Annotated in this window: 19 protein-coding genes; 17 read left to right on the plus strand and 2 right to left on the minus strand. The window is 34.9% G+C overall.

The window, feature by feature from the left end:
- Positions 1-272 precede the first annotated feature (272 nt).
- From ACFPVY_RS00715 to ACFPVY_RS00745, 7 genes are all read left to right on the plus strand, one after another.
- Positions 273-731: an Lrp/AsnC family transcriptional regulator gene (locus ACFPVY_RS00715; protein WP_379789756.1), complete on the plus strand. Its 459-nt coding sequence runs from the start codon at positions 273-275 to the stop codon at positions 729-731.
- A 91-nt stretch (positions 732-822) separates the two neighbouring features.
- On the plus strand, positions 823-2,175 hold the full coding sequence (gene nhaA / locus ACFPVY_RS00720; protein WP_379789757.1) for a Na+/H+ antiporter NhaA: 1,353 nt from the start codon (positions 823-825) through the stop codon (positions 2,173-2,175).
- 35 nt (positions 2,176-2,210) lie between these two features.
- A complete protein-coding gene (locus ACFPVY_RS00725; RefSeq protein ID WP_296148091.1) occupies positions 2,211-2,441 on the plus strand; it encodes a hypothetical protein in 231 nt (76 codons plus the stop codon).
- A gap of 141 nt (positions 2,442-2,582) precedes the next feature.
- Positions 2,583-3,989, plus strand: coding sequence for a dihydrolipoyl dehydrogenase (gene lpdA / locus ACFPVY_RS00730; protein WP_379789758.1), 1,407 nt, complete (start codon positions 2,583-2,585; stop codon positions 3,987-3,989).
- Between the two features lie 234 nt (positions 3,990-4,223).
- The gene (locus ACFPVY_RS00735) at positions 4,224-5,513 is read left to right on the plus strand and encodes an anthranilate synthase component I family protein (protein ID WP_379789759.1); all 1,290 of its coding nucleotides are present in this window, start codon (positions 4,224-4,226) and stop codon (positions 5,511-5,513) included.
- A gap of 79 nt (positions 5,514-5,592) precedes the next feature.
- On the plus strand, positions 5,593-6,897 hold the full coding sequence (gene tilS / locus ACFPVY_RS00740; protein WP_379789760.1) for a tRNA lysidine(34) synthetase TilS: 1,305 nt from the start codon (positions 5,593-5,595) through the stop codon (positions 6,895-6,897).
- Positions 6,897-8,861, plus strand: coding sequence for a protein-disulfide reductase DsbD family protein (locus ACFPVY_RS00745; protein WP_379789762.1), 1,965 nt, complete (start codon positions 6,897-6,899; stop codon positions 8,859-8,861). The genes tilS and ACFPVY_RS00745 overlap by 1 nt, the downstream gene beginning before the upstream one ends.
- A gap of 376 nt (positions 8,862-9,237) precedes the next feature.
- Here ACFPVY_RS00745 and ACFPVY_RS00750 read toward each other — a convergent pair whose 3' ends face one another.
- Complete coding sequence (locus ACFPVY_RS00750; protein ID WP_379789763.1) at positions 9,238-9,951, minus strand: hypothetical protein; 714 nt, start codon at positions 9,949-9,951, stop codon at positions 9,238-9,240.
- Between the two features lie 786 nt (positions 9,952-10,737).
- Between ACFPVY_RS00750 and ACFPVY_RS00755 the strand changes: the two genes are divergently transcribed.
- From ACFPVY_RS00755 to priA, 5 genes are all read left to right on the plus strand, one after another.
- Entirely contained in the window at positions 10,738-11,982 is a 1,245-nt protein-coding gene (locus ACFPVY_RS00755; protein WP_379789764.1) for a DUF4407 domain-containing protein, read from the plus strand.
- Positions 11,966-13,348, plus strand: a complete 1,383-nt coding sequence (locus ACFPVY_RS00760) for a DUF4407 domain-containing protein (RefSeq protein WP_379789766.1) — start codon at positions 11,966-11,968, stop codon at positions 13,346-13,348. The genes ACFPVY_RS00755 and ACFPVY_RS00760 overlap by 17 nt, the downstream gene beginning before the upstream one ends.
- Entirely contained in the window at positions 13,345-15,102 is a 1,758-nt protein-coding gene (locus ACFPVY_RS00765) for a hypothetical protein (protein ID WP_379789767.1), read from the plus strand. The genes ACFPVY_RS00760 and ACFPVY_RS00765 overlap by 4 nt, the downstream gene beginning before the upstream one ends.
- Positions 15,103-15,105: 3 nt before the next feature.
- Complete coding sequence (locus ACFPVY_RS00770; RefSeq protein ID WP_379789768.1) at positions 15,106-15,615, plus strand: hypothetical protein; 510 nt, start codon at positions 15,106-15,108, stop codon at positions 15,613-15,615.
- 203 nt (positions 15,616-15,818) lie between these two features.
- Positions 15,819-18,269, plus strand: coding sequence for a replication restart helicase PriA (priA, locus tag ACFPVY_RS00775; RefSeq protein WP_379789769.1), 2,451 nt, complete (start codon positions 15,819-15,821; stop codon positions 18,267-18,269).
- Here priA and ACFPVY_RS00780 read toward each other — a convergent pair.
- The gene (locus tag ACFPVY_RS00780; RefSeq protein ID WP_379789770.1) at positions 18,266-18,961 is read right to left on the minus strand and encodes a LytR/AlgR family response regulator transcription factor; all 696 of its coding nucleotides are present in this window, start codon (positions 18,959-18,961) and stop codon (positions 18,266-18,268) included. The two genes, priA and ACFPVY_RS00780, sit on opposite strands and share 4 nt — an antisense overlap.
- A gap of 172 nt (positions 18,962-19,133) precedes the next feature.
- Between ACFPVY_RS00780 and rpsF the strand changes: the two genes are divergently transcribed.
- The 5 genes from rpsF (at position 19,134) to ligA (ending at position 22,970) form a co-directional block, all read left to right on the plus strand.
- Positions 19,134-19,475, plus strand: a complete 342-nt coding sequence (gene rpsF / locus ACFPVY_RS00785) for a 30S ribosomal protein S6 (RefSeq protein ID WP_379789771.1) — start codon at positions 19,134-19,136, stop codon at positions 19,473-19,475.
- Positions 19,476-19,480: 5 nt separating this feature from the next.
- Positions 19,481-19,777 (plus strand): 30S ribosomal protein S18, encoded by a 297-nt coding sequence (gene rpsR / locus ACFPVY_RS00790; protein ID WP_007138295.1) that lies wholly within the window; start codon positions 19,481-19,483, stop codon positions 19,775-19,777.
- 62 nt (positions 19,778-19,839) lie between these two features.
- Positions 19,840-20,280, plus strand: a complete 441-nt coding sequence (gene rplI, locus ACFPVY_RS00795; RefSeq protein ID WP_379789772.1) for a 50S ribosomal protein L9 — start codon at positions 19,840-19,842, stop codon at positions 20,278-20,280.
- Between the two features lie 144 nt (positions 20,281-20,424).
- On the plus strand, positions 20,425-20,901 hold the full coding sequence (locus ACFPVY_RS00800; RefSeq protein ID WP_379789773.1) for a DUF6495 family protein: 477 nt from the start codon (positions 20,425-20,427) through the stop codon (positions 20,899-20,901).
- A 68-nt stretch (positions 20,902-20,969) separates the two neighbouring features.
- The gene (ligA, locus tag ACFPVY_RS00805) at positions 20,970-22,970 is read left to right on the plus strand and encodes an NAD-dependent DNA ligase LigA (protein WP_379789774.1); all 2,001 of its coding nucleotides are present in this window, start codon (positions 20,970-20,972) and stop codon (positions 22,968-22,970) included.
- Positions 22,971-23,019 lie beyond the last annotated feature (49 nt).

Consider the following 23,019-nt stretch of genomic DNA (forward strand, 5'->3'; position numbering starts at 1 on the left):
TTAAGTCATTGCGAGGAACGAAGCAATCTCGTCCTCAAGTTATATTTTTAAAGCTAAAATTGTAATTGATTTTATAAAGTTTTATCTTCTTTATAAATCTCTGTGGTTTCCTTTGTAAACCTGTGAAATAACATTCCAAAACAACACTTTAACCAATAATTAATCAATCATATACCAAATATTTAGATTATTAAACTATAAATAGTATTTTTGATAAATTATAAAACTATTATTTTCTATAAAATTAATTTTCAACCGAAAATTCATCCAAAATGACTTTAGACAACATCGATAAAAAGCTTCTGAAATTGTTGCAAGAAGATTCAAAAAGAACCACAAAAGAGCTTTCATTGAAATTAAATCTTTCGGTTACAGCAGTTTATGAAAGAATTAAAAAACTGGAAAGGGAAGGAGTGATTTCCAACTACGTAGTTCTATTGAACAGAAATAAAATCCAGAAAGGTTTTGTTGTTTTTTGCCACTTAAAATTAATGCAGCACACCAAAGAATTCATTTCGCAATTTGAAAAAGAAGTCGTGAAATTGACCGAAGTTTTAGAGTGTTTCCATGTCAGCGGCGATTACGATTACATCTTGAAAATCTGCGTAGAAAATATGGAAGAATACCGAGAATTTATGGTTACAAAACTGACAAGCTTGCAACATATCGGAAGCACGCATAGCACTTTTATGATTGGTGAAGTAAAAAATTCTACTGCTTTTGTGTTGTAAAATCTTTCCCAAAAAAAAGCTAAAGCCTTAGAATTCATTGGTTTTTAAGTGTTAAAAAGTTATTTTTGAGAAAACCACCAAAAAAACTTCTATGCAAGACCAATTAAAACAAGCGCCCGTTGACAAATATGTAATCAATCCGTTAAAATCGTTTATCAGCAATTCTGTGATGGGTGGCGTGGTGCTTTTGGTGGCAACAATAATTGCAGTGGCATTGGCGAATTCTCCTTGGTCAGATTGGTTTTTAGGATTATGGAAAAACAGAATTTCGCTGCATTTCAATGACACTGTTTTCCTAGATTATGACTTGCATCACTGGATTAACGACGGATTAATTTCGATATTTTTCTTCGTATTAGGATTGGAGTTAAAACGTGAAATGGTTGACGGACAATTATCAGGCTTCAAAAACGCAATTCTTCCGATAATCGTGGGGATTTCCGGAATGATTTTCCCTGCCTTAATTTTCTATTTATTTAACGGTGGCGATTCAGAAGCACTTTCTGGTTGGGGAATTCCAATGGCTTGTGACATCGCATTTGTTCTCGGAATTTTATATTTATTGGGAGATAAAATTCCGGTTTCTGTCAAAATATTTTTTACCGCTTTTGGGATTGTCGATGACATTGGAGCCGTTTTGATAATCGCTTTGGTTTACACCAATGAAATTTCATACATCAGTTTAATTGTCGGTTTAATCTTCTTCGTATTGCTGATAATTGCGAACAAATTCGGAGTCAGAAGTACGCATTTTTATGGCGTAGTTGGAATTCTTGGAGTTTGGCTTCCGTTTTTGCTTTCGGGCGTTCATGCAACAATTGCAGCGGTTTTGGTAGCCTTTACAATTCCGGCGACTACAAAAATCAGCGAAACAGGTTTCTTGAAAAAAATTAAAAAATATTCAACCAATTTAGACGAAATCGAATCGCTTGACGGCCCGACTTTGACAAACGATCAACTGCATATTATTGGAAAAATGAAATCGATGACAAAACATGCAATGCCTCCGTTACAGCGATTGGAGCATGGTTTGCATCCGGTAGTTTCGTTTGTAGTAATGCCAATTTTTGCTTTGGCGAATGCTGGCGTTGTCTTCAATGTCAATTTCGAAGATTTGTTTTCAAACAATATATTTTCCGGAATTGTAACCGGTTTAGTCGTTGGAAAATTTCTCGGTATTTTTGGAGTTACTTTTATCCTTTTAAAATTAAAATTAGTAAAACTTCCAAAGAAAATGACCGTCAATCATCTTTTCGGAATCAGTATTTTATCCGGAATAGGTTTCACGATGTGTCTTTTCATCACAACTTTAGCTTACTCAAATGACGAACAAGTTACGCAAGCAAAAATCGGGATCTTTGTAGCTTCGATAATTGCAGGAATTTTGGGCTACGTTTTATTGAGCAGAAATGCTTCCAGAGAAAAGCAAACCGCAAAAGAATAATTAAATTAAGTATCACTTTATAAAACCATACAGATATGAAAACTACAGTTTTAAAGAAAAAATTAAAAAACGATTTTGAAAAAATTCTTGAAGACGAAACAAAATTAGAAACCTTAGAAACTGTTTTCGGGGAAATCATCGAAGAAATCGAAAATACTGAAACAACTGCCAAAGATTTGAAGCCAAGCAGAAGTAATTCAGGCAAATCAGAAGTCAGATCTTGGGAAGATTTTAAAAACAAAATGAAGGCAAAGTATGGCTATTAGTTCTTAAAATAGTGTCTTGGCAACTTTGCGTGAACTGACAAATGTTTTTGACTTGTAGAAATTAGAAATCTTTCAAGCCTAAACAAAAAAACTTCCGTAATTTTGCTACACAAATTTTAAAAAACACAAAAAATATATATCATGAGTTCATTTGACGTAGTCGTTATTGGTTCAGGACCTGGTGGATATGTGGCTGCAATCCGTGCGGCGCAATTAGGTTTCAACACCGCAATCATTGAAAAATACAGCACTTTAGGAGGAACCTGTTTAAATGTAGGATGTATTCCCTCAAAAGCTTTGCTAGATTCTTCGCACCATTATCACGATGCCATTTCGCATTTCAAAGAACACGGAATCGAAATCACAGGCGAAATCAAATTTTCTATCGAGCAAATGATTGCAAGAAAAGGTTCGGTTGTTGACCAGAACGTTTCTGGTATCAAATATTTGATGGACAAAAATAAAATCACTGTTTTTGAAGGCGTTGGTTCATTCGAAGACGCTACTCATATTAATGTTGCAAAAGCTGACGGTTCTTCTGAAACTTTAGAAGCAAAATATACGATTATCGCTACTGGTTCAAAACCATCGTCTTTGCCATTCATCAAAATTGACAAAGAAAAAATCATCACTTCTACGGAAGCTTTAAACTTGAAAGAAGTTCCGAAACACCTTATCGTTATTGGCGGTGGCGTTATCGGATTAGAGTTGGGACAAGTATATCTTCGTCTTGGCGCGCAGGTTTCTGTAGTCGAATATTTGGACAGAATCATCCCGGGAATGGACGCTGGTTTGTCTAAAGAATTGACAAAAGTCTTGAAAAAACAAGGCATGAAATTCTATACATCTCACAAAGTGAAATCTGTAGAAAGAAACGGAGACGGTGTTCAAGTTCAGGCTGAAAACGCAAAAGGAGAAACGATTACGCTTGACGGAGATTATTCTTTAGTTTCTGTTGGTCGTCGTCCTTACACAGACGGTTTGAACGCTGACAAAGCGGGCGTAAAAATCACTGAAAGAGGCCAAGTGGAAGTAAACGATCATTTGCAGACTTCGGTTTCAAATATTTATGCAATTGGTGACGTAATCAAAGGTGCAATGTTGGCTCACAAAGCCGAAGAAGAAGGTGTTTTTGTAGCAGAAACAATCGCCGGACAAAAACCTCACATCGATTACAACTTGATTCCGGGCGTAGTTTATACTTGGCCAGAAGTTGCGGCTGTTGGTAAAACAGAAGAACAGTTGAAAGAAGCGGGAGTGGAGTACAAAGCCGGAAGTTTCCCTTTTAAAGCGTTGGGACGTTCTCGCGCAAGCGGTGACACTGACGGTTTTGTGAAAATTCTTGCAGACAAGAAAACGGACGAAGTTTTAGGAATCCACATGATTGGCGCAAGAACAGCAGATTTGATCGCTGAAGCTGTTGTGGCAATGGAGTTCAAGGCATCGGCCGAAGATATTTCAAGAATGAGCCACGCGCATCCAACATACGCGGAAGCTGTAAAAGAAGCGGCATTGGCTGCAACTGAAAACAGACCGATTCATATGTAATATTTAGATTGTTAGATTTTTAGAAGATTAAACTTTGAGAAATTTTAGATAAAGAAAACCCGTTTCCACAAGAAGCGGGTTTTTTATTTTCTCACCGTCATTGCGGTGAGCGTCATTGCGAGGAACGAAGCAATCACATAATCTGAATCGACAAAGAAAATCGACAAACTAATGTGATTGCTTCGTTCCCCGCAATGACAAATTTCCCTAATTTTACACTTTAAATTAAATCCATTGAGAACGTCAATAAACCTTCAAATTAAAAACCCAACAGCATTCAAAAAACAGCTTCTGAATTGGTCAAAACAATTCCGGGAAGCTATTTTTTTAGACAGCAATAATTACGAACAGAAATACACTTCCTTCGATACAATCCTTGCTGTTGACGCTTTTACATCCATAAAAACCGATGAAATTAATGCGTTTGAAGATTTAAAACAATACCAGCAAACCACAAAAGATTGGCTTTTCGGATATCTTTCTTATGATTTAAAAAACGATACCGAAGAATTAAAATCCAAGAATTTCGACGGATTACATTTCCCAGAATTATTCTTTTTTCAGCCCAAAAAACTTTTTCTTATAAAAGGTGACCAACTCGAAATCAAATATTTAAATATGTGCGATGACGAAGTGGAAGAAGATTTGGAAGAAATTGAGCAGATTGCAGATTTCAGTTCACAGAATTCAGACAGCAGTTTGCAGATTCATCAAAGAATTTCTCAAGAAAAATATGTAGAGAAAGTTTCAAATATGCTCGAACACATTCATCGTGGAGATATTTATGAAGCTAACTTTTGCATGGAATTTTACGCCGAAAACGCCAAGATAAGTCCGGTTGAAATTTACCAAAAGCTGAATGAAATTTCAGAACCGCCGTTTGCCGTATTTTTCAAAAATCACAAGCAGTTTTTATTGTCAGCTTCGCCAGAAAGATATTTACGAAAGGAAAACGACAAAATAATTTCCCAACCAATTAAAGGAACGGCAAAACGACACGAAGATGTAGCCGAAGATGAAAAGATAAGACAAGAACTGATTTCAAACGAAAAAGAACGTTCGGAAAATATAATGATTGTCGATTTGGTTAGAAATGACTTATCTCGAACCGCTTCAAAAGGTTCCGTTGAAGTGGAAGTATTATGTGGTGCTTATTCTTTTAAGCAAGTGCATCATTTGATTTCTACGGTAATTTCCAAAGTGAATTCAAATAAATCTCCTGTGGAAATTATTAAAACTACGTTCCCGATGGGAAGTATGACCGGCGCTCCAAAGATTTCTGCGATGCAAATCATTGAAGATTTAGAAGAAACAAAACGCGGACTTTACAGCGGTGCCATCGGTTATTTTACGCCAGAAAACGACTTTGATTTCAACGTGGTTATCCGAAGCATTTTATACAACGAAGAAAATAATTATGTTTCCTTTTCTGTCGGAAGCGCAATAACTTCATTGTCAATTCCTGAAAAAGAATATGAAGAATGTCTGCTGAAAGCAAAAGCGATGCGCCAAGTTTTGTCTTAAAATAATTAAAAATTCACGAATTATTAAAAAGAAATTCGTGAATTCGTGGCAAAAAATCTTTGAATTCATATCTTTGAAAATGCTTTCTAAATTTCAAAAACAGCTCTCAGAAAATCTTCCTTTTTTAAAAGAAAAAAAACTGCTTTTGGCAATCAGCGGAGGCATTGACAGCGTGGTTTTGGCTTATTTATTAAAGCAATTAAATTACAATATTTCACTAGCGCATTGCAATTTTAAATTACGCGGAAACGAAAGCGATGGCGACGAGCAATTTGTCAGCCATTTTGCTTCTAAAAATGATTTGGAATTATTCGTAACTTCTTTTGATACAGAAAGTTTTGCAAAAGATAATAAACTATCTATTCAAGTGGCAGCGCGTCAACTTCGATACATTTGGTTTCACCAATTGCTTCAAGAAAATAACTTAGATTACATTTTAACGGCGCATCATTTAGACGATAATCTCGAAACTTTTTTAATCAATTTTACGCGCGGAACTGGCTTGGAAGGCTTGACCGGAATTCCGGTTCAGAATGATAAAATTGTTCGTCCGTTATTGAATTTTTCTCGAGAGGAAATTGAAGAATTTGCTTCTGAGAACAAAATTGAGTGGCGAGAAGACAGCAGTAATGCTTCTGATAAATACCTTCGGAATAAATTACGCCACGACATTGTTCCAATTTTAAAAAGTTTAAATCCGAGTTTTTTAAATTCGTTTCAAGATACTTTAAAACATTTGGAACAGGCAAAATCTTTGGCCGATGATGCTTCTGTTTTGGTTTACAAACAAGTCGTTACGGAGAAAGAAGGACAAAAGCTATTTCGACTTTTTGACTTAAAACGACTTCCAAATTATGAAGCTTATTTGTTTGAATGGTTGCAACCTTTTGGATTTACAGCTTGGAAAGACATTTCGAATTTAACCGAAGCGCAATCTGGGAAGTTCATACTTTCTGAGAAATACCGACTTTCAAAAGATAGAGATTTTTTGATTTTGGAAGAAATTCCGAAAGAAGATTGTACCGTTTATGAAATAGAAGCAGATGCCGAAATTTCAATTCCAATAAAATTAAAAACCGAAACGGTTTCTGAAGCTGGAAAAAGTACCAATCCTACTGAAATTTACGTAGATAAAGAAACGTTAAAGTTCCCTTTGCATATTAGAAAATGGCGAGAAGGTGACTACTTTTGCCCTGCCGGAATCGACGGAAAAAAGAAAGTCAGCAAGTATTTTAAAGACGAAAAAATGTCTTTGAGTGACAAAGAAAATACGTGGCTTTTGCTTTCTGAAGATCAAATCGTTTGGGTTATTGGAAAACGCCAAGACAAACGATTTAAAATTAAAAATACAACAAACCAACTCTTAAAAATAGCTCTCTTATAATGAAAAAAATAGCCCTTTTATTTTTCTTATTCTTCGCATTTACTGCCACAAACGCACAGATTTTAAATCCGGTAAAATGGACTTCAAAAATTGAGAAAAAGTCAGAAACTGAATATTTGGTAACCCTTGATGGTACTATTGAAATGGGATGGCATGTGTATTCTCAGTTCACGCCAGACGGTGGTGCATTGCCTTTAGAAGTTTTGTTTAATAACAATAAAGACAATTTTGAGCCAGTTGGAAAAGCGAAAGAAAGCGAAACAATCACTGAATTTAACGACGTTTTTAAAGTTGACGAGACATTCTTTAAAGAGAAAATGCAGTTGCAACAATTAATTAAAATTACTAACCCAAAGAACGAATATGTTCAGTTAGAATTATCATATCAAGTTTGTAAAGACGTTTGCATTCAGCAAAATAAATTCTTTGAGTTTAACTTGAAAACGGTTTCATCAGAAGAAGTTCAGACATTTCAAGATCGCAGTGTTGTGGCCAAAACAGAGGTGAAAATCGCAACGAAAAAGATCGAAAAAGACAGTGATAAAAAGGGATTGTTGTCTATTTTCTTAATCGCTTTTCTATCTGGATTCGCAGCGTTATTAACGCCATGCGTGTTCCCGATGATCCCGATGACGGTAAGTTTTTTTACAAAACAAAGCAAAAACAAAGCACAAGGTATCAGAAACGCGATACTTTATGGAATATCAATCATACTAATTTATGTAATATTAGGATCGCTGGTAACAGCAATTTTTGGGGCAGATGCTTTAAATGCACTGTCAACGAATGTTTGGTTTAACGTAATTTTCTTTATTTTATTGGTCTTTTTTGCCTCTTCATTCTTGGGCGCTTTTGAAATTGTACTGCCAAATTCTTGGGCAAACAAAGTCGATAGACAAGCAGACAGAGGCGGATTTGTTGGAATATTTTTCATGGCTTTGGCATTGGCAATAGTTTCATTTTCATGCACCGGACCCATTGTTGGATCACTTTTAGTAGAAGCAGCTTCAAAAGGAGGAATCGCTCCGATTGTTGGAATGGTTGGTTTTTCATTAGCATTAGCTTTGCCATTTATGCTTTTTGCTTTGTTTCCAGGATGGTTAAATTCATTGCCAAAATCAGGTGGATGGTTGAATACGGTAAAAGTTTCTTTAGGATTTTTAGAATTGGCATTTGCCTTCAAGTTCTTGTCAAAAGCAGACTTGGTAATGCAAACGCACTTGCTTGAAAGAGAAGTTTTCTTGGCGATATGGATTGCCGTTTTTGGAGCTTGGGCATTGTATCTATTAGGGAAAATTACGCTACCGCATGACAGCCCAACCCAAAGTATTTCTGTGGGAAGACTAATGCTTTCGTTATTGGTTTTATCGTTCACGGTATATTTGATTCCGGGATTATGGGGTGCGCCTTTAAAAATAATAAGTGGCTTTCCGCCATCAATAACATACAGCGAATCGCCAAACGGAGTCGGAGGTTCTGCAACTGTTGCGACGTCCTCGGAGAAACTTCCTGACGGCGCAAAAGTGAGTGTTCACGGCATCATCGCTTTTACAGATTATGACAAAGGTGTGGCTTATGCCAAAGAAGTTAAAAAACCAATTCTCTTAGACTTTACCGGATTTGGCTGTGAAAATTGCCGTAAGATGGAAGACTTTGTTTGGTCTCAAAATGAAATTCAAAGCATCATAAAAAATGAAGTCGTGTTGATTTCTTTATATGTGGACGAGAAACAAGAATTGCCTGAAAACGAAAAATTCACTTCTAAAGAAACAGGCAGAAAAATCAAGACCAAAGGAAACAAATGGAGCGATTTTCAGATCACGCGATACAAGGCAAACGCACAGCCTTATTATATTATTCTTGATTCTGAGGGCAAAGATTTAAATGAACCGGTGGGATACACGCCTGACAAGGCAGAATATGAAGCTTGGTTGCAATCAGGAATCTCGAAGTTTAAGAAGTAAATCTAAAACAGACTTACCAGAAAATTTGTAGGAGGTTTAATATTGAAACTTTCGAGCATTTACAATACTTCCACGCATGAACAATAGTTTCCCACGCGTGCAAAATAGTTTCCTATGAATATAAATTAGTTTCCTATGCGTGCGAACAAGTTTCCTATGGATGCAAACAGGTTTCCTATGGACATAAAGTAGTTTCCTATGTGTGAAAACTAATTTCCTATGAATGAAAAATAGTTTCCTATGCATGCAAATCGATTTCCTATGAAGGAAAACTAATTCCCCAAGAACTCACACGAATTCCCTATTTATAAAAATACATTTCAGAAGGCATAAAAAATCCCGCACTTGCGGGATTTGTTTTATCGGGAAGGGACGATTAAACTACCGGAGTAGGGTTAGCTTTTTTCGGAGAGGCATTAATGGTTTTTGAAATCTTGCTGAAACTGAACAGTTTTTGGTGTGTTTCGTCTCCTTTATAAAAACGATTTGCCAGTCGGGTTACAGCCATTACCTTATTGTAAATGATGTTGTACGCATCCACTTCGGCTTTTGTATTTATCGGGCGGTTGGCTTTATTCGTTTCCTGCGTTGTATTTGAAACGTGAAGTTCGTCAGCCTTGGCCAGCAGGGCATCAATATCTGCCTCAATGGTTCCGTTGGCTACCATTGTTGCTTTTAAAGCCGGCGTCATGTTGGTTTTGAAACGATAGAGCAAATTGACGAGCGCTTCTTGATCTTTTTTAACCGCGCGGGGCCAAAAAGCCGTAAAGCCTAAATTGTTCAGCATTTCTGTTTTTGAAGCTTCGAAATCCAACTCAATCTGTAATTTCATTTCACTAGCCAATGTTAATGCGATCGCTTGAGAAGCATATAACAGCGCCGTAGAATCCCGAAGCAGTTTTGCATTGTCAGCACCCAGGAATTGCTGAATCACAGCATCAATTTTAGTCTGAAGTTGGTTGAAATATTCCATCGTAAACGTGGAACGTTTGGTCTGCAGAAAAGGCTGGTTCAGCTTAGCGTTTTCTACAATAGTTGAAAGGGCAAGCACCATATCAACATCTTTTACTTTGTACTTTCTAGTTACCATTGGCATAGAATTAATTGTTAAACATAATTTGTTTTACAATTGTAGGGGAGTCGATTGTATTGTGATAAAAATATAAAAATATTTGATTGAATTGTTAAATGATTGAATTTTTTTAAGTGTTTACGGAAAACCGTAAAGAAGGTGGTTTTTTGAGAAGTATGTTTGCGGAGGTTTTCTTACAGTTGGTCGAGTATTCGCAAAATGTGATTGTTTGATGTGGGAAAAGTTGTAAGATTGAAAATTATTAAATTAAAATATCTATCGCTTGATTTCTAACTACTTTAAAATTGTGTTTAATCAACTTCGATTTCTTATACAGATATTGAAAAGATTTTTTATTATGCTTTTTCGAAAAAGAAAAAGCATACAATTTATGCATCTCCATTATTCTGATAAGTATTTATTTGATAATAGTATCATAATTTTTAATTACAGATTTAGAAATGCTATTTATTACAAATTCGGGAATCACTTCACTGTAGAAAACCAAATAAAGCTTTTTAATGTAGACAAAATTAAACCAGAAATTATCTTAACTGTATACGGTTTTTTTAGAAAGCAACAATATGTGTTAAAGGTAGAGCCTGATAACATTCTAATCAATAGGACATTCAAAACAGAATTTAATAATCTTAATCCTGAACTGAAAAATAAAATAATACCCCAGAGCTTTTCAAAAGACTTTTCTTCTGACATTAAAAAGATTAATGTTAAGCTTTCGAATGTAGAGTTCAATATAAAAACAATAAAACCAAAACATAGTTCATTTAACCAAATTGATTTTTTATGACACGAGACTATTACCATTTACCTAAAGCAGGTACCATTATGAAATTCCTTTGGAAATGTGCAGGTGGCGATCGATATTTACTAGAAAGAGCTACATATTCTGACCAAATCAAATATATGTGTTTGGGAGGAATTGTATTTGCTACGGGTGCATTAGCAGGAATTGCTGGTGGATATGCTTTTTATACAATTTTTGAAGAAAGAGGCTCAGCCATTGAAAACTCAGTAGACATGCAAACGGTTGGATTGGCTGTATTTTTTGGAATAATTTGGGGCTTGATGATTTTCAATATAGACAGGTTTATTGTTACAAGTACAGGAAAAGGAGATGGTACTGAAGCAATAACTTGGGGAGAACTTAAAAGTGCTATGCCTAGAATTTTGATGGGGATGATAATTGCAATGACTATCTCAAAGCCTGTAGAAATTAGGATGTTTAAGACTGAAATTGATATTAAACTACGTGAAAAACAACTAGAGCAACAGGCAGAATATCAAACTAAAGTTGATAAAACTTTTGCAGATAGGGAAAAGTTATTAGTTGCTGATTTTGGAAAGATAGAGTCTCAAAGAACAGATATACTTAATAGGATTAAAGACTATGAAAATCAATATAGAAAAGAAACGTCTGAGGGAATGGGTGGAAGAGGCCAAGGAGAAGGCCCAGTTGCTAAGGCACTTAAAAGGGAACAAGCAAAATTAGAAGTTGAATTAGAAAGATTTGATGGAGCAAATAGAGATGAATTAAATGAATTAAATAGCAAAAAAAAGGAGCTAAGGTTATCTAAAGAAAAAGAAAGAGGGAATAATGAAAAGATTGCAAACGGCCTAGATGGACTTCTTGAAAGAATAAAAATTGCTCATGAAGTTGCTGGTTTTTGGATTTCACTCTTTATTACATTACTCTTTATGGCGATAGAGCTCACGCCTATATTCTTTAAATTGATGCTTACCAAAACAACATATGATTATTTAGCAGAGAATCGTGATGATTTGATTAGAGCAGAGAACGGTATAGAAATAAAGTATGATTTTTATAAAGACAAACTTGGTGTTGAAAGGCATTTAATAGTAAACCACGAAGCAGACAAACTAATGTTCGAAAAGATGAAAGTGTCGGAAATACAAAAAGAACTTACCGATTACGCTGTTCAAAAATACAAGGAAAGGGAGCAGAAAAAAATTGATGAAAACCTTGATGAGTATATAAAAAACATAAATAAGGATGAACAAGGCGGTTAATAGTTTTAGGCTATTCCTTTCAATATTTTCTGGCGAAGATGATTATATTATCAGGCGTTGTTCTATCGGCATTCAAATTTCTTTTGCATTGATAGGATTGTTTGTAATCCTCATTTTTATTGGATGCTTTGTCAGTGCCTATGAATTTTCTTCCTCACTTTTTGAAAACCGATTATATGTTAGTATTCCAATTGGAATAGTTTGGGCGATGATGGTCACTAATATGTATCTTTTGCTATTATACACAGTTTGCCCACAAATATTGCCCACAAAAGAGAATCCAATTAAGCAGACAAACTCTTTTTTTTCGGCATCAATGTTTTTTCGAATAAGTTTCATAACCTTATTAGCAATTATAATTGCTCAACCTCTAAATGTTAAGTTATTATCTTCAACTGTCAAGTCAAGTCTAAACAAACATATTGTTGAGGAAAAAGTAAAAATGATAATTGTTTCGGATAGTATTTTAATAAAAAAGGAGGTAGAAATATTTAATGATTTTAATAAATATTTAATTAGTAAAGGAAGTAATGATGAGATAGAAAAAGCAAAGCAAAATATATTGCGTATAGATCAAAAAGTGAAAGAAGATATTGCTTTTATGAAGCATTCAAAATCATTGTTGGATACTTTGCAGAAGATGGATAGTAAGGTGTGGCTGAATAAAAAGGAGAAAACAAAGAAAGATAGTGTTGTTCATGTTTTACATTCACTAGTGGATAATGAAATTGCAAGTGATAATCATTTTGTAAATCAAATTGATAATATTCAAATTAAAAATAGTTTACTTCAACAAGAATTCGCAAAATGCCAGATAGGTTTAAAAAAGGCAATACACGATAAAATTGATAATTATAATAATTTAGATTATTTACTATCTAAAACGAATTTTTTTATTAAGCGTATCCAATTATTACTTTCTGAAAATCCATATTCGTGGGTTATTAACTCTATGATTGTTCTGCTATTTTTATTGCCAATCTATTTTAAATATAAAATCAGAGATAAAACAATGTTCTATGAGAAAAAGAAAAAAATTGAGCATCAGATCATTGTCGATGAGTATATAACATTCAAAAGAGCCTATTCTAACTTGCTTCAAAAGAATATTGCTATGTATAATTTTAAATCTTTACAAGAATTGAATTTGTTACTCGATAAGATAAAAAAAATAAATATTGAAAGATATAGAACTTTAAAGAATGAAATTCAAGAAGAATATAAAGAGGAAATAATTTCTAAGTATGAATATTGGGCAGATAGTCCATATCGTACAAAGCGTAAAGTAATTAAGAGTATTCAGAATACTGAATTTAACTTATTAGAACTAATCTATCAGGCTCAAAATGAAAGTGAGGACAAATGAATATAATTGAAACCATATTGAGTGAAGAGCCTTTTCAAGGAGAAGATGGTAAGCTATATAAAAAAGTTATCAAAGAGCTTAGGATTCCTAGAAAGACATTTATGCGTGGTACTATTGAAGGTAAGTATCGTGGTGATTTGTTACATTCAGAAGAGAAGTTATACAATTCATCGTTTTATGATTTTGAAATCTATGAAGCTCAGGTTTCTTCTTCTCATCCAAAAGATTTTCAAAAAAATAAAGAGTTTACTGTTAATGGAAAGGCTTTTCCAAAAGAGAAATTGCCTCTTATTTTATTAGTAGAATTAAACGCAAATAGTAGTTCATTTGGTATAAATATTCTTGAGCCTAAATTATATGAATTCAAACCAATAGCAAAATTTCATCAGACTGAAGGTGATGAGGTTTTTGGATGTTTTAAAGGAAAAATCACGGGATATGTTTTAGATTACGAGAAAGAAATTGTTGAGGAAGTTCTCGGGCCATATGCAGGAGATAGCTTAGAGAAAATTCAGCCAGAATCAATAAAAAAAGTAGGTTGTGAATCAAGTGGCATCAAAACTGGAAAAACAGTGCATATTGGCAATTACATTCAATATGAATATAAATGTAAAAATCACAATGATACCGTTTGGGGGGAAAAAATATTTGGCGGAAATCCCAAAATAAATGGTTTTACGAATATATCTTCAAAATCAACTTTTGGAACAGAACAAAGAGGATGTTTCAGTGAATTTTTCGGATTGCTAGCAATCATTTTAGGATTTGTTTTTGTTTTGTCAATTTTGCCAGGTGCTTTATATGTAATTGGATTAGGGTTAGTGATTTTGCTTCTTAATTATTTTGCACCATTTTTGAAATGGGTGTTTCGGATTTTAAGTTGTTTCTTGTTAATCGGTTTTGTTATAGGATTGTTTAATATCTTTTTTGGGAATTCAACTAATTACAATCCTGTGCCGAAAATTGTAGATTCTCCGAGAGAAACAGAAAAAGTAGTTGAACCAATAGTTGATCATAGTGATTTAGATATTTCTCCAAATGAGCAGGAAAATTTAATAGGAGATTCTATTATAACTCGTTTTAGATCTTGGCAAGATTATGAAGGAAATAAATATGAAGGAGAGTATAAGTTAAAATTGAGTAGTTACAAAAAATCAAACTTCTATAAACAGAATTTACAATCTTTTGGAAATGATTTAAGAAGTTATGACAAAATTCTATACAGTCTTAAAGAAAATGATAAAGATAAGTTGGATGGACTTTATGCTCTCTTTGATAGTATTGGTCGGTCAAATAAACTGAATAAGATGAAATTTGCTGAAATGGTGGTAGCTTTTGTGCAAGACATACCTTATGCGTTAGTATTAGAGACAGATTGCAATCCTAGCTTATATAACGATCCATTTATCAAAAAATATCTTTCATCAAAGAATGCGGATTGTTATAGTTTTCAAAAATTTGGAATCAATGCTCCAGTAGAGTTTTTGGTTAATTTGAAAGGGGATTGCGATACAAGAACGTTATTGCTATACACTGTCTTATCGCATTATGGATATGATGTTGCACTAATGAGTAGTGAACAATACAGTCATTCAATATTAGGAATAAATTTGCCATTCGATGGATTGTCTTTTAAAGCACAAAATCAAAATTATACATTATGGGAGACAACATCACCCAATAACATCCCTGGTATTATAGCGAGCGAAATATCTAACTTAAACAATTGGAGAATATCCTTAAAATCTAAATAAATCATGAACAAGCAAAGTCTCTTTTTTACAGTAATAGTTGCAATTGTAGCTTTTATAATAATGCTTTTGGCAATTCAATATTTGACTAAAAAAATGAATATCAAAAATGATTCTAGCCAAAAGGTTAATACGTCATTTTCAATATGGGTTTCTTCATTACTTGTTTCATTTTTTATCTTTCTTAAGATTGCTCTTGAGCAAGTTGAGAATTCAATTGAAATTATAATTAAAAGTGAGAGTATCGATAATACATTTTTCTCGGTAATGCAGAAGATCACAATCTTTATGGGATTTACCTTTTTGTATACCTTTTTGTGTTATTATTTAATTGATAAATCGCTACAGTTTGTCTTAGGCAAAAGAATTAATAATATAGAAATAGAAAAGGAAAATGTGGGTTACTTTTTAATAAAAGGAATTTCATTATTGCTGTTTGTATATTCAGTGTCATTTATTTTTGAGCATTTTTTAAAATGGTTTATGCCAGTCGTCGAAATGCCTTTTTATCATTAATTTATATATTATTTGAAAATTCTTATAAAAAAAGCAAATATCATTGAAGGGGATTGTGTTATGACTAAATTTAGCAAAGGCAATTTATTTAAATTTGATATGTTATACTTTTAAGATTATGATTTGATTGATGAGTCCTGTCAGAAGAGATTGTTTCCTTCTTCAAAACCCCTATCTTTGTAACACAATCAAACCCGCCAAAAATGTATTTTGTAGAAGTCATTCTTCCTTTGTCGCTGTCCAAAACTTTTACGTATCGCGTTTCAGAAGCAGAGTACAGTTACATCAAAAAGGGAATGCGCATTGCGGTGCCTTTTGGGAAAAGCAAGATTTATACGGCGCTGGCGATTGAACTGCACCAAAACGAGCCTACTTTATACGAAGCCAAGGAAATCCACCAGATTTTAGACGAAACACCCGTTGTTACCGCCATTCAGATTGCGCATTGGCAATGGATCGCGTCCTATTATATGTGTGCCATCGGTGATGTGTATCGTGGCGCGATGCCTTCGGCTTTCTTGCTGGAAACCGAAACCGTGATTTCGCAGGCTAAAGATATTTTTATTGACGAAGCCATGCTTTCTGACGAGGAGTTTCTGATTTTTGACGCGTTACAACACCAGAGTTCGCTGAAAGTGCAGGACATCATTTCGATCTTGGGCAAGAAGACGGTTTTTCCGGTTTTGCAAAAGATGATTGACAAAAATATCTTGACGCTGGAGGAAGAAGTGGTGGAATTATATACGCCGAAGCTGATCAGATATGTGCGACTGAGTGCGAAATATGATTCTAATGAAGGACTTTCGGATTTGCTCGAAAAGCTGAAATCGGCCAAGAAACAGAAAGACATCGTGCTTTCGTTTTTTCAGTTGAAAGCGGTTGACAAAAAGCCGATTTCAGTAAAGCAATTGGTCGAAAAGTCGGGAACTTCGTCTTCAATCATAAAAGCGTTGGTGGAAAAAGGCATCTTTGAAGAATACCACATTCAGGAAGACCGCGTTTCTTTTGACCAAAACCTGAAGGAAAAAAACCTGCAGTTGAGTCCCGCACAGCAAAATGCCTTTGACGGAATCACTAAATCATTTACCGAAAAAGAAGTCTGCCTTTTGCACGGCGTAACGTCAAGTGGCAAGACGGAAATCTACATTAAATTAATTGAAGAATATATAAAGGAAGGCAAGCAGGTTTTGTTTCTCTTGCCCGAAATTGCCCTCACGACACAATTGGTCGGGCGGTTGACTTCGTTTTTTGGAAACCAAGTTGCGGTTTTCCATTCAAAATATACCAATAACGAACGTGTTGAGGTTTGGAAACAGGTGCTTGACAATTCCCCGAAAGCAAAGATTGTGATAGGAGCAAGGTCGGCGTTGTTTTTGCCTTTCCAAAATCTGGGCTTGGTCATTATTGACGAAGAACACGAACAAACTTTTAAACAGCACGATCCCGCACCGCGATACCACGCAAGGGATTCCGCGATTGTTTTGGCGAATTCCTTTAAAGCAAAAGTGCTTTTGGGTTCGGCTACGCCAAGTTTGGAAACGTATTTTAATGCGACTAATGATAAATTTGGTCTGGTGGAAATCAGCGAGCGTTATGGAAATGTGATGATGCCCGAGATTGAATTGGTGGATTTGAAGGACAAATACTTCCGAAAAAGGATGAAAGGACATTGCAGCGATACGCTTTTGGAACAGATGGCGGAAGCTTTGGCGCTTGGCGAACAAATTATCTTGTTTCAGAATCGAAGAGGTTATTCGCCAGTTTTGGAATGTATTACCTGCGGTCACGTTCCGGAATGTCCGCAGTGTGACGTGAGCTTGACGTATCACAAGAATAAGAATCAGTTACGTTGCCATTATTGTGGGTATTCTATGGCAAAGCCTACCAATTGCCACAATTGCTCCAGCGTGGATTTAACGACAAAAGGTTTTGGTACCGAACAGATTGAAATGGAAATCAAGGAATTATTTCCAGAGAAAAAAGTAGGGAGAATGGACCAAGATACAACTCGAGGAAAATACGGCTACGAAAAAATAATAGACAGTTTTAAGAATCGGGAAATCGATATTTTGGTGGGAACACAGATGCTTGCCAAAGGTTTGGACTTTGATAATGTGTCTTTGGTCGGAATTATGAATGCCGATAATATGCTGTACCATCCTGATTTTAGGGCTTTTGAAAGAAGTTTTCAGATGATGACGCAGGTTTCGGGAAGGGCAGGACGTTCGGAGAAAAGAGGAAAAGTAATTATCCAGACGTATAATCCGAACCACAACACGATTCAGCAGGTGACGAACAACGATTACTTCGGAATGTACAAGGAGCAATTGTATGACCGACATATTTTTAAATATCCTCCTTATTATAGGTTGGTTAAAATTACGCTGAAACATCGTGATTTTGATAAATTGAAAGAAGGTTCTATGTGGCTGTACCAAGTGATGAGCCAGAATTTAGATTTGCCAGTTTTAGGTCCGGAAGAACCTGCAATCAGCAGAATCAGAAACGAATACATTAGAACGATTTTGATAAAAATTCCAACCAATAAGCCACTTGGAAGCACAAAAAAAACTATCCAGAAAATACTGAATAGTTTTGAAGCTGTCCCGCAATATCGACCGATTAAAGTGGTCGCGAACGTTGATTTTTATTAGGCTGTAGCCAAAGCTTTCACCAAGTCTTCTTTTTTGTTTCTGCTCAAAGGAATTTTTGTTGCGCCAATTTCAGCAAACTTACTGTTGAATTTATCTACTTTGTCGATATTGATAATGAACGATTTGTGCACGCGGATGAAACGTTCTTTTGATAAATCGCTTTCAAATGATTTCATAGTCGATAAAACCAAGTGGTTTTCGTCTTCGGTTACTACCTTTACATAGTCGCCATAAGCTTCTATCCATTTGATTTTTGCCGTGAATATTTTTAATTTCTTTAGATTGCTCTTGATGAAAATATGTTCGCTATCTTCGTCAATATTTTCCTTGCGAAGCGTGTATAAATCCATTGCTCGCTTCACGGCAGCGTTGAAACGCTGTGGCGAAATTGGCTTTTGAAGATAATCAGTCGCATCATAATCAAATGCTTTTACGGCATATTCTGCTTTTGATGTAATAAAAATAATTTGTGGTTTTACCTTCAAGCCGTCAAGCAAATCAAAGCCGTTGATAATAGGCATTTCAATGTCTAAAAAGATAAGGTCAACATCTTTATTAGTCAAGCAGTTTTTGGTCTCGATGGCGTTAGAAAAATCGCCTACCAAGTTGAGGTTTGGGTGGTTAGCAACAAGCTTGGTCACTGTCATCCTTTGTATGGCACTGTCATCCACAACAACACAATTCAATTTCATAAAATATAGGATTTATAGATTGGGCTGGATAAATGTAAAATATTTTTTTGATACAAAAACAATTTTTATACCGTTTTTTTGTACTTCATCGAATATAGTTGGATTTCGCTTGCGTATTAAAAATAAATGATTACTTTTGCACCCAATTTTATAACAAATAAAATATACTATTATGAATCATTATGAGACTGTTTTCATCTTGAATCCCGTTTTATCTGAAGTACAGGTAAAGGAAACAGTAAGCAAATTCGAAGATTTTCTTACTTCTAGAGGAGCCGAGATGGTATCAAAAGAGGATTGGGGCCTAAAAAAAATGGCTTACGAAATCCAACACAAAAAAAGTGGTTTTTACCATTTGTTTGAGTACAAAGTATCTGGAGAAATCCTAATTGCTTTTGAAACTGAATTTAGACGTGACGAAAGAATCATGCGTTTCTTGACTGTAAGTCTTGATAAACATGCAATTTCTTGGGCAGAAAGAAGAAGAGCAAAATTAAAAGCAGCTAAAGTATAATTATTATGGCAACCCTACAACAATCAGCTTCAGGAAAAAAAGACGGAGATATCAGATATCTAACGCCTTTGAACATAGAAACAAACAAAACTAAAAAGTATTGTCGTTTCAAAAAATCTGGTATCAAATATATCGATTATAAAGATGCAGATTTCTTATTGAAATTCGTTAACGAACAAGGAAAAATTCTTCCTCGTCGTTTAACAGGAACTTCTTTAAAATACCAAAGAAAAGTGTCTGTTGCTGTAAAAAGAGCAAGACATTTAGCTTTAATGCCATACGTGGCCGATTTATTAAAATAATAAAAACACAGTTGTTGGTTTCTCGTCAAACGGAACCTAACTTCTATTAAAAGGACAACAACATGGAATTGATCTTAAAAAAAGACGTTCAAAATTTAGGTTTTAAAGACGATGTAGTAACTGTGAAAAACGGATACGGTCGTAATTTTTTAATCCCACAAGGGTTTGCTCACATGGCAACTCCTTCTGCTAAGAAAATCTTGGCTGAAAACTTGAAGCAAAAAGCACACAAAGAAGCAAAAGTAGTTGATGACGCTAAAAAAGTAGCAGAATCATTGAAAGCTCTTGAAATCAAACTTACAGCTAAAGCTGGTGGTGAGAAACTTTTTGGTTCAATCACAAATATTGATATCGCTGATGCTTTAGAAAAAGCTGGTCAACCAATCGATAGAAAATTCATCACTTCAGGTGTTGTTAAACGTACAGGAAAATATACTGCTAGCGTAAGATTACACAGAGATGTTATCGTTGAATTACCTTACGAAATCGTTGCTGAGAAATAATATTTTTCAACATCAATATAGAATCCCGATGAAAGTCGGGATTTTTTTTTGATGTCATTGCGAGGAACGAAGCAATCTCATCACGAAATTAAGTACTAATAATAAATAAATGAGGAGCGGATTGCTTCGTTCCTCGCAATGACTATGAAATACAGAAGACTAACAAAAGAACAGTTCGAAGCGCTTCATCAAGAATTTGCTAATTTTTTAGCAACACAATCCATTGACAAAGGTGAGTGGGATAATATTAAAGCGCAACAGCCAGAAGTTGCGGAGCAAGAATTAGATGTTTTTTCAGATTTAATTTGGGAAGGTGTTTTAACTGGAGCGAATTATTTAGAACATTTTTCTAAAAACTTTATTTTCCTTTTTCACTGTCAGGAAACTTTGGTAAAAACTATCGTTTTGAAATCTTTAGTTCCTGAAACTGATTTTATGACCAAAGAAGGTTTGCAATGGTTAAGTGATAATATGTTTACCGAAACTGTGGAAATTAAATTAGGACAGAAAAATTATGACAAAGATAGAAATGAAGCTATTTTTGAATTGATTCAACAAGGAGCAATCTTGAGCGACGGCCAATTATATCTTCAAATTAATGGTATAATTCAAGCTTCTTAAATTACAATATTTAATGGAAATTGGTTATTTTAGTGCTCTGTTTACAGAACTAAAATAGCCAATTTTTTATGGACATTTATCAAACCATCCAATCTTTACGCGAAGAGCTCAATCTTCACAATCATAATTATTACGTCTTAGATAATCCCACGATTTCAGATTATGATTTTGATTTGAAATTGAAAGAACTTCAGGATTTGGAAGAAAAACACCCAGAATTCTTTGACGAGAATTCGCCAACGCAAAGAGTGGGCGGGATGATTACCAAAAACTTTAATACGATTACTCATAAAAACAGAATGTATTCGTTGGATAATTCATATTCAAAGAAAGATGTTTTGGATTGGGAAAAGCGAATCCAGAAGATTTTAGGCGATGTTCCTTTGGAATATACTTGCGAATTAAAATACGATGGCGCTTCGATTTCAATGACTTACGAAAACGGAAAATTAAAGCGCGCGGTAACTCGCGGTGACGGATTTCAAGGCGATGAAGTGACAAATAATATCAAGACAATTCGTTCGGTGCCGTTGCAATTGAAAGGCGATTATCCAGATAATTTTGAAATTCGCGGTGAGATTATTTTGCCGTTGGAAGGTTTTGCAAAGATGAACCAGGAATTGATTGAAAGCGGAGAAACGCCTTATTCAAATCCTAGAAATACAGCTTCCGGAAGCCTGAAATTGCAAGACAGTGCGGAGGTTGCTAAGCGTCCATTAGATTGTCTTTTATACACTTTTATCGGAAATGATGTGAAGTTTGCGACCCATTTTGAAAGTTTGGAAAAAGCCAGAAATTTTGGTTTCAAAGTTCCAAAGGAAGCAAAATTGGTCAAAAGCATCGACGAAGTTTTCGAATTTATTGAACATTGGAACATTCATCGCCACGATTTGCCTTATGAAACAGACGGTGTTGTGATAAAAGTGAACAATTTGCATTTGCAAGATGAATTGGGTTACACGGCAAAAGCGCCACGTTGGGCGATTGCCTACAAATTTAAAGCGGAGCAAGTTTCGACCAAACTAAATTCGATTTCGTACCAAGTGGGAAGAACTGGGGCGATTACGCCTGTAGCTAATTTAGAACCGGTTCAATTGGCGGGAACTATTGTAAAACGTGCATCTTTGCACAATGCCGACCAAATAGAAAAACTGGATATTCGTGTGGACGATGAAGTTTTTGTAGAAAAAGGCGGAGAAATTATCCCTAAGATTATTGGTGTCGATTTCACAAAGCGCTCGTTAGATTTGCTTCCGACGGTTTACATCACAAATTGCCCAGAATGCCAAACGGAATTGATTCGAAAAGAAGGCGAGGCACAGCATTACTGCCCGAATTTTTACGGTTGTCCGCCACAGATTATTGGAAGAATCCAACATTATATTTCAAGAAAAGCAATGGATATTGAAGGTTTGGGCGGTGAAACAGTTGCTTTACTTTTTAATAATAATTTGGTTCAAAATTACGCTGATTTATATGATTTGACTGTCGCTCAAGTAATTCCGTTGGAACGAATGGCACAGAAATCTGCTGAAAATTTGGTTAATGGAATTCAGAAATCTAAGGAAGTTTCGTTTGAACGCGTTTTGTTCGCTCTTGGAATTCGTTATGTCGGAGAAACGGTTGCGAAAAAACTCGCTAAGCATTACCAAAATATAGATAATTTAAGAAATGCAAGCTTAATGGATTTGATTTTGGTGGATGAAATTGGAGAAAGAATTGCGCAAAGCGTAGTGGAATTTTTTGAAAATAATGAAAACCAAATTATCATTCAAAGATTAAAAGATTATGGCGTTCAATTGGAAACGAAAAACGTTTTCAATCCAGATGCTACTGATAAATTAGCTGGAAATACCTTCGTGGTTTCTGGAGTTTTTACAAAGTTCAATCGTGATGATTTGAAAAAAGCAATTGAAGATAACGGCGGAAAAGTAGGAAGTTCTATTTCTGCAAAAACCGATTTTGTGATTGCAGGCGATAATATGGGACCTGCGAAATTGGAAAAAGCTACGAAACTGAATGTGGCGATTATCTCGGAAGATGATTTTATCGAAATGCTTTCTCAATAAGTGAATTAGCGAATTAGCGAATTTTGAAACCTGCTAATTCGCTAATTTT

It is taken from the genome of Flavobacterium qiangtangense (genome assembly GCF_042658345.1).
GTDB lineage: Bacteria > Bacteroidota > Bacteroidia > Flavobacteriales > Flavobacteriaceae > Flavobacterium > Flavobacterium qiangtangense.

Coding starts and splice junctions, on each gene's coding strand:
- ACFPVY_RS00750 (WP_379789763.1), bottom strand. CDS start 9,951: ATGGTAACTAGAAAGTACAAAGTAAAAGATGTTGATATGGTGCTTGCC.
- rplI (WP_379789772.1), top strand. CDS start 19,840: ATGGAATTGATCTTAAAAAAAGACGTTCAAAATTTAGGTTTTAAAGAC.
- ACFPVY_RS00715 (WP_379789756.1), top strand. CDS start 273: ATGACTTTAGACAACATCGATAAAAAGCTTCTGAAATTGTTGCAAGAA.
- nhaA (WP_379789757.1), top strand. CDS start 823: ATGCAAGACCAATTAAAACAAGCGCCCGTTGACAAATATGTAATCAAT.
- ACFPVY_RS00780 (WP_379789770.1), bottom strand. CDS start 18,961: ATGAAATTGAATTGTGTTGTTGTGGATGACAGTGCCATACAAAGGATG.
- ACFPVY_RS00745 (WP_379789762.1), top strand. CDS start 6,897: ATGAAAAAAATAGCCCTTTTATTTTTCTTATTCTTCGCATTTACTGCC.
- tilS (WP_379789760.1), top strand. CDS start 5,593: ATGCTTTCTAAATTTCAAAAACAGCTCTCAGAAAATCTTCCTTTTTTA.
- ligA (WP_379789774.1), top strand. CDS start 20,970: ATGGACATTTATCAAACCATCCAATCTTTACGCGAAGAGCTCAATCTT.
- ACFPVY_RS00770 (WP_379789768.1), top strand. CDS start 15,106: ATGAACAAGCAAAGTCTCTTTTTTACAGTAATAGTTGCAATTGTAGCT.
- ACFPVY_RS00755 (WP_379789764.1), top strand. CDS start 10,738: ATGACACGAGACTATTACCATTTACCTAAAGCAGGTACCATTATGAAA.
- rpsF (WP_379789771.1), top strand. CDS start 19,134: ATGAATCATTATGAGACTGTTTTCATCTTGAATCCCGTTTTATCTGAA.
- lpdA (WP_379789758.1), top strand. CDS start 2,583: ATGAGTTCATTTGACGTAGTCGTTATTGGTTCAGGACCTGGTGGATAT.
- ACFPVY_RS00765 (WP_379789767.1), top strand. CDS start 13,345: ATGAATATAATTGAAACCATATTGAGTGAAGAGCCTTTTCAAGGAGAA.
- ACFPVY_RS00725 (WP_296148091.1), top strand. CDS start 2,211: ATGAAAACTACAGTTTTAAAGAAAAAATTAAAAAACGATTTTGAAAAA.
- ACFPVY_RS00800 (WP_379789773.1), top strand. CDS start 20,425: ATGAAATACAGAAGACTAACAAAAGAACAGTTCGAAGCGCTTCATCAA.
- ACFPVY_RS00760 (WP_379789766.1), top strand. CDS start 11,966: ATGAACAAGGCGGTTAATAGTTTTAGGCTATTCCTTTCAATATTTTCT.
- rpsR (WP_007138295.1), top strand. CDS start 19,481: ATGGCAACCCTACAACAATCAGCTTCAGGAAAAAAAGACGGAGATATC.
- priA (WP_379789769.1), top strand. CDS start 15,819: ATGTATTTTGTAGAAGTCATTCTTCCTTTGTCGCTGTCCAAAACTTTT.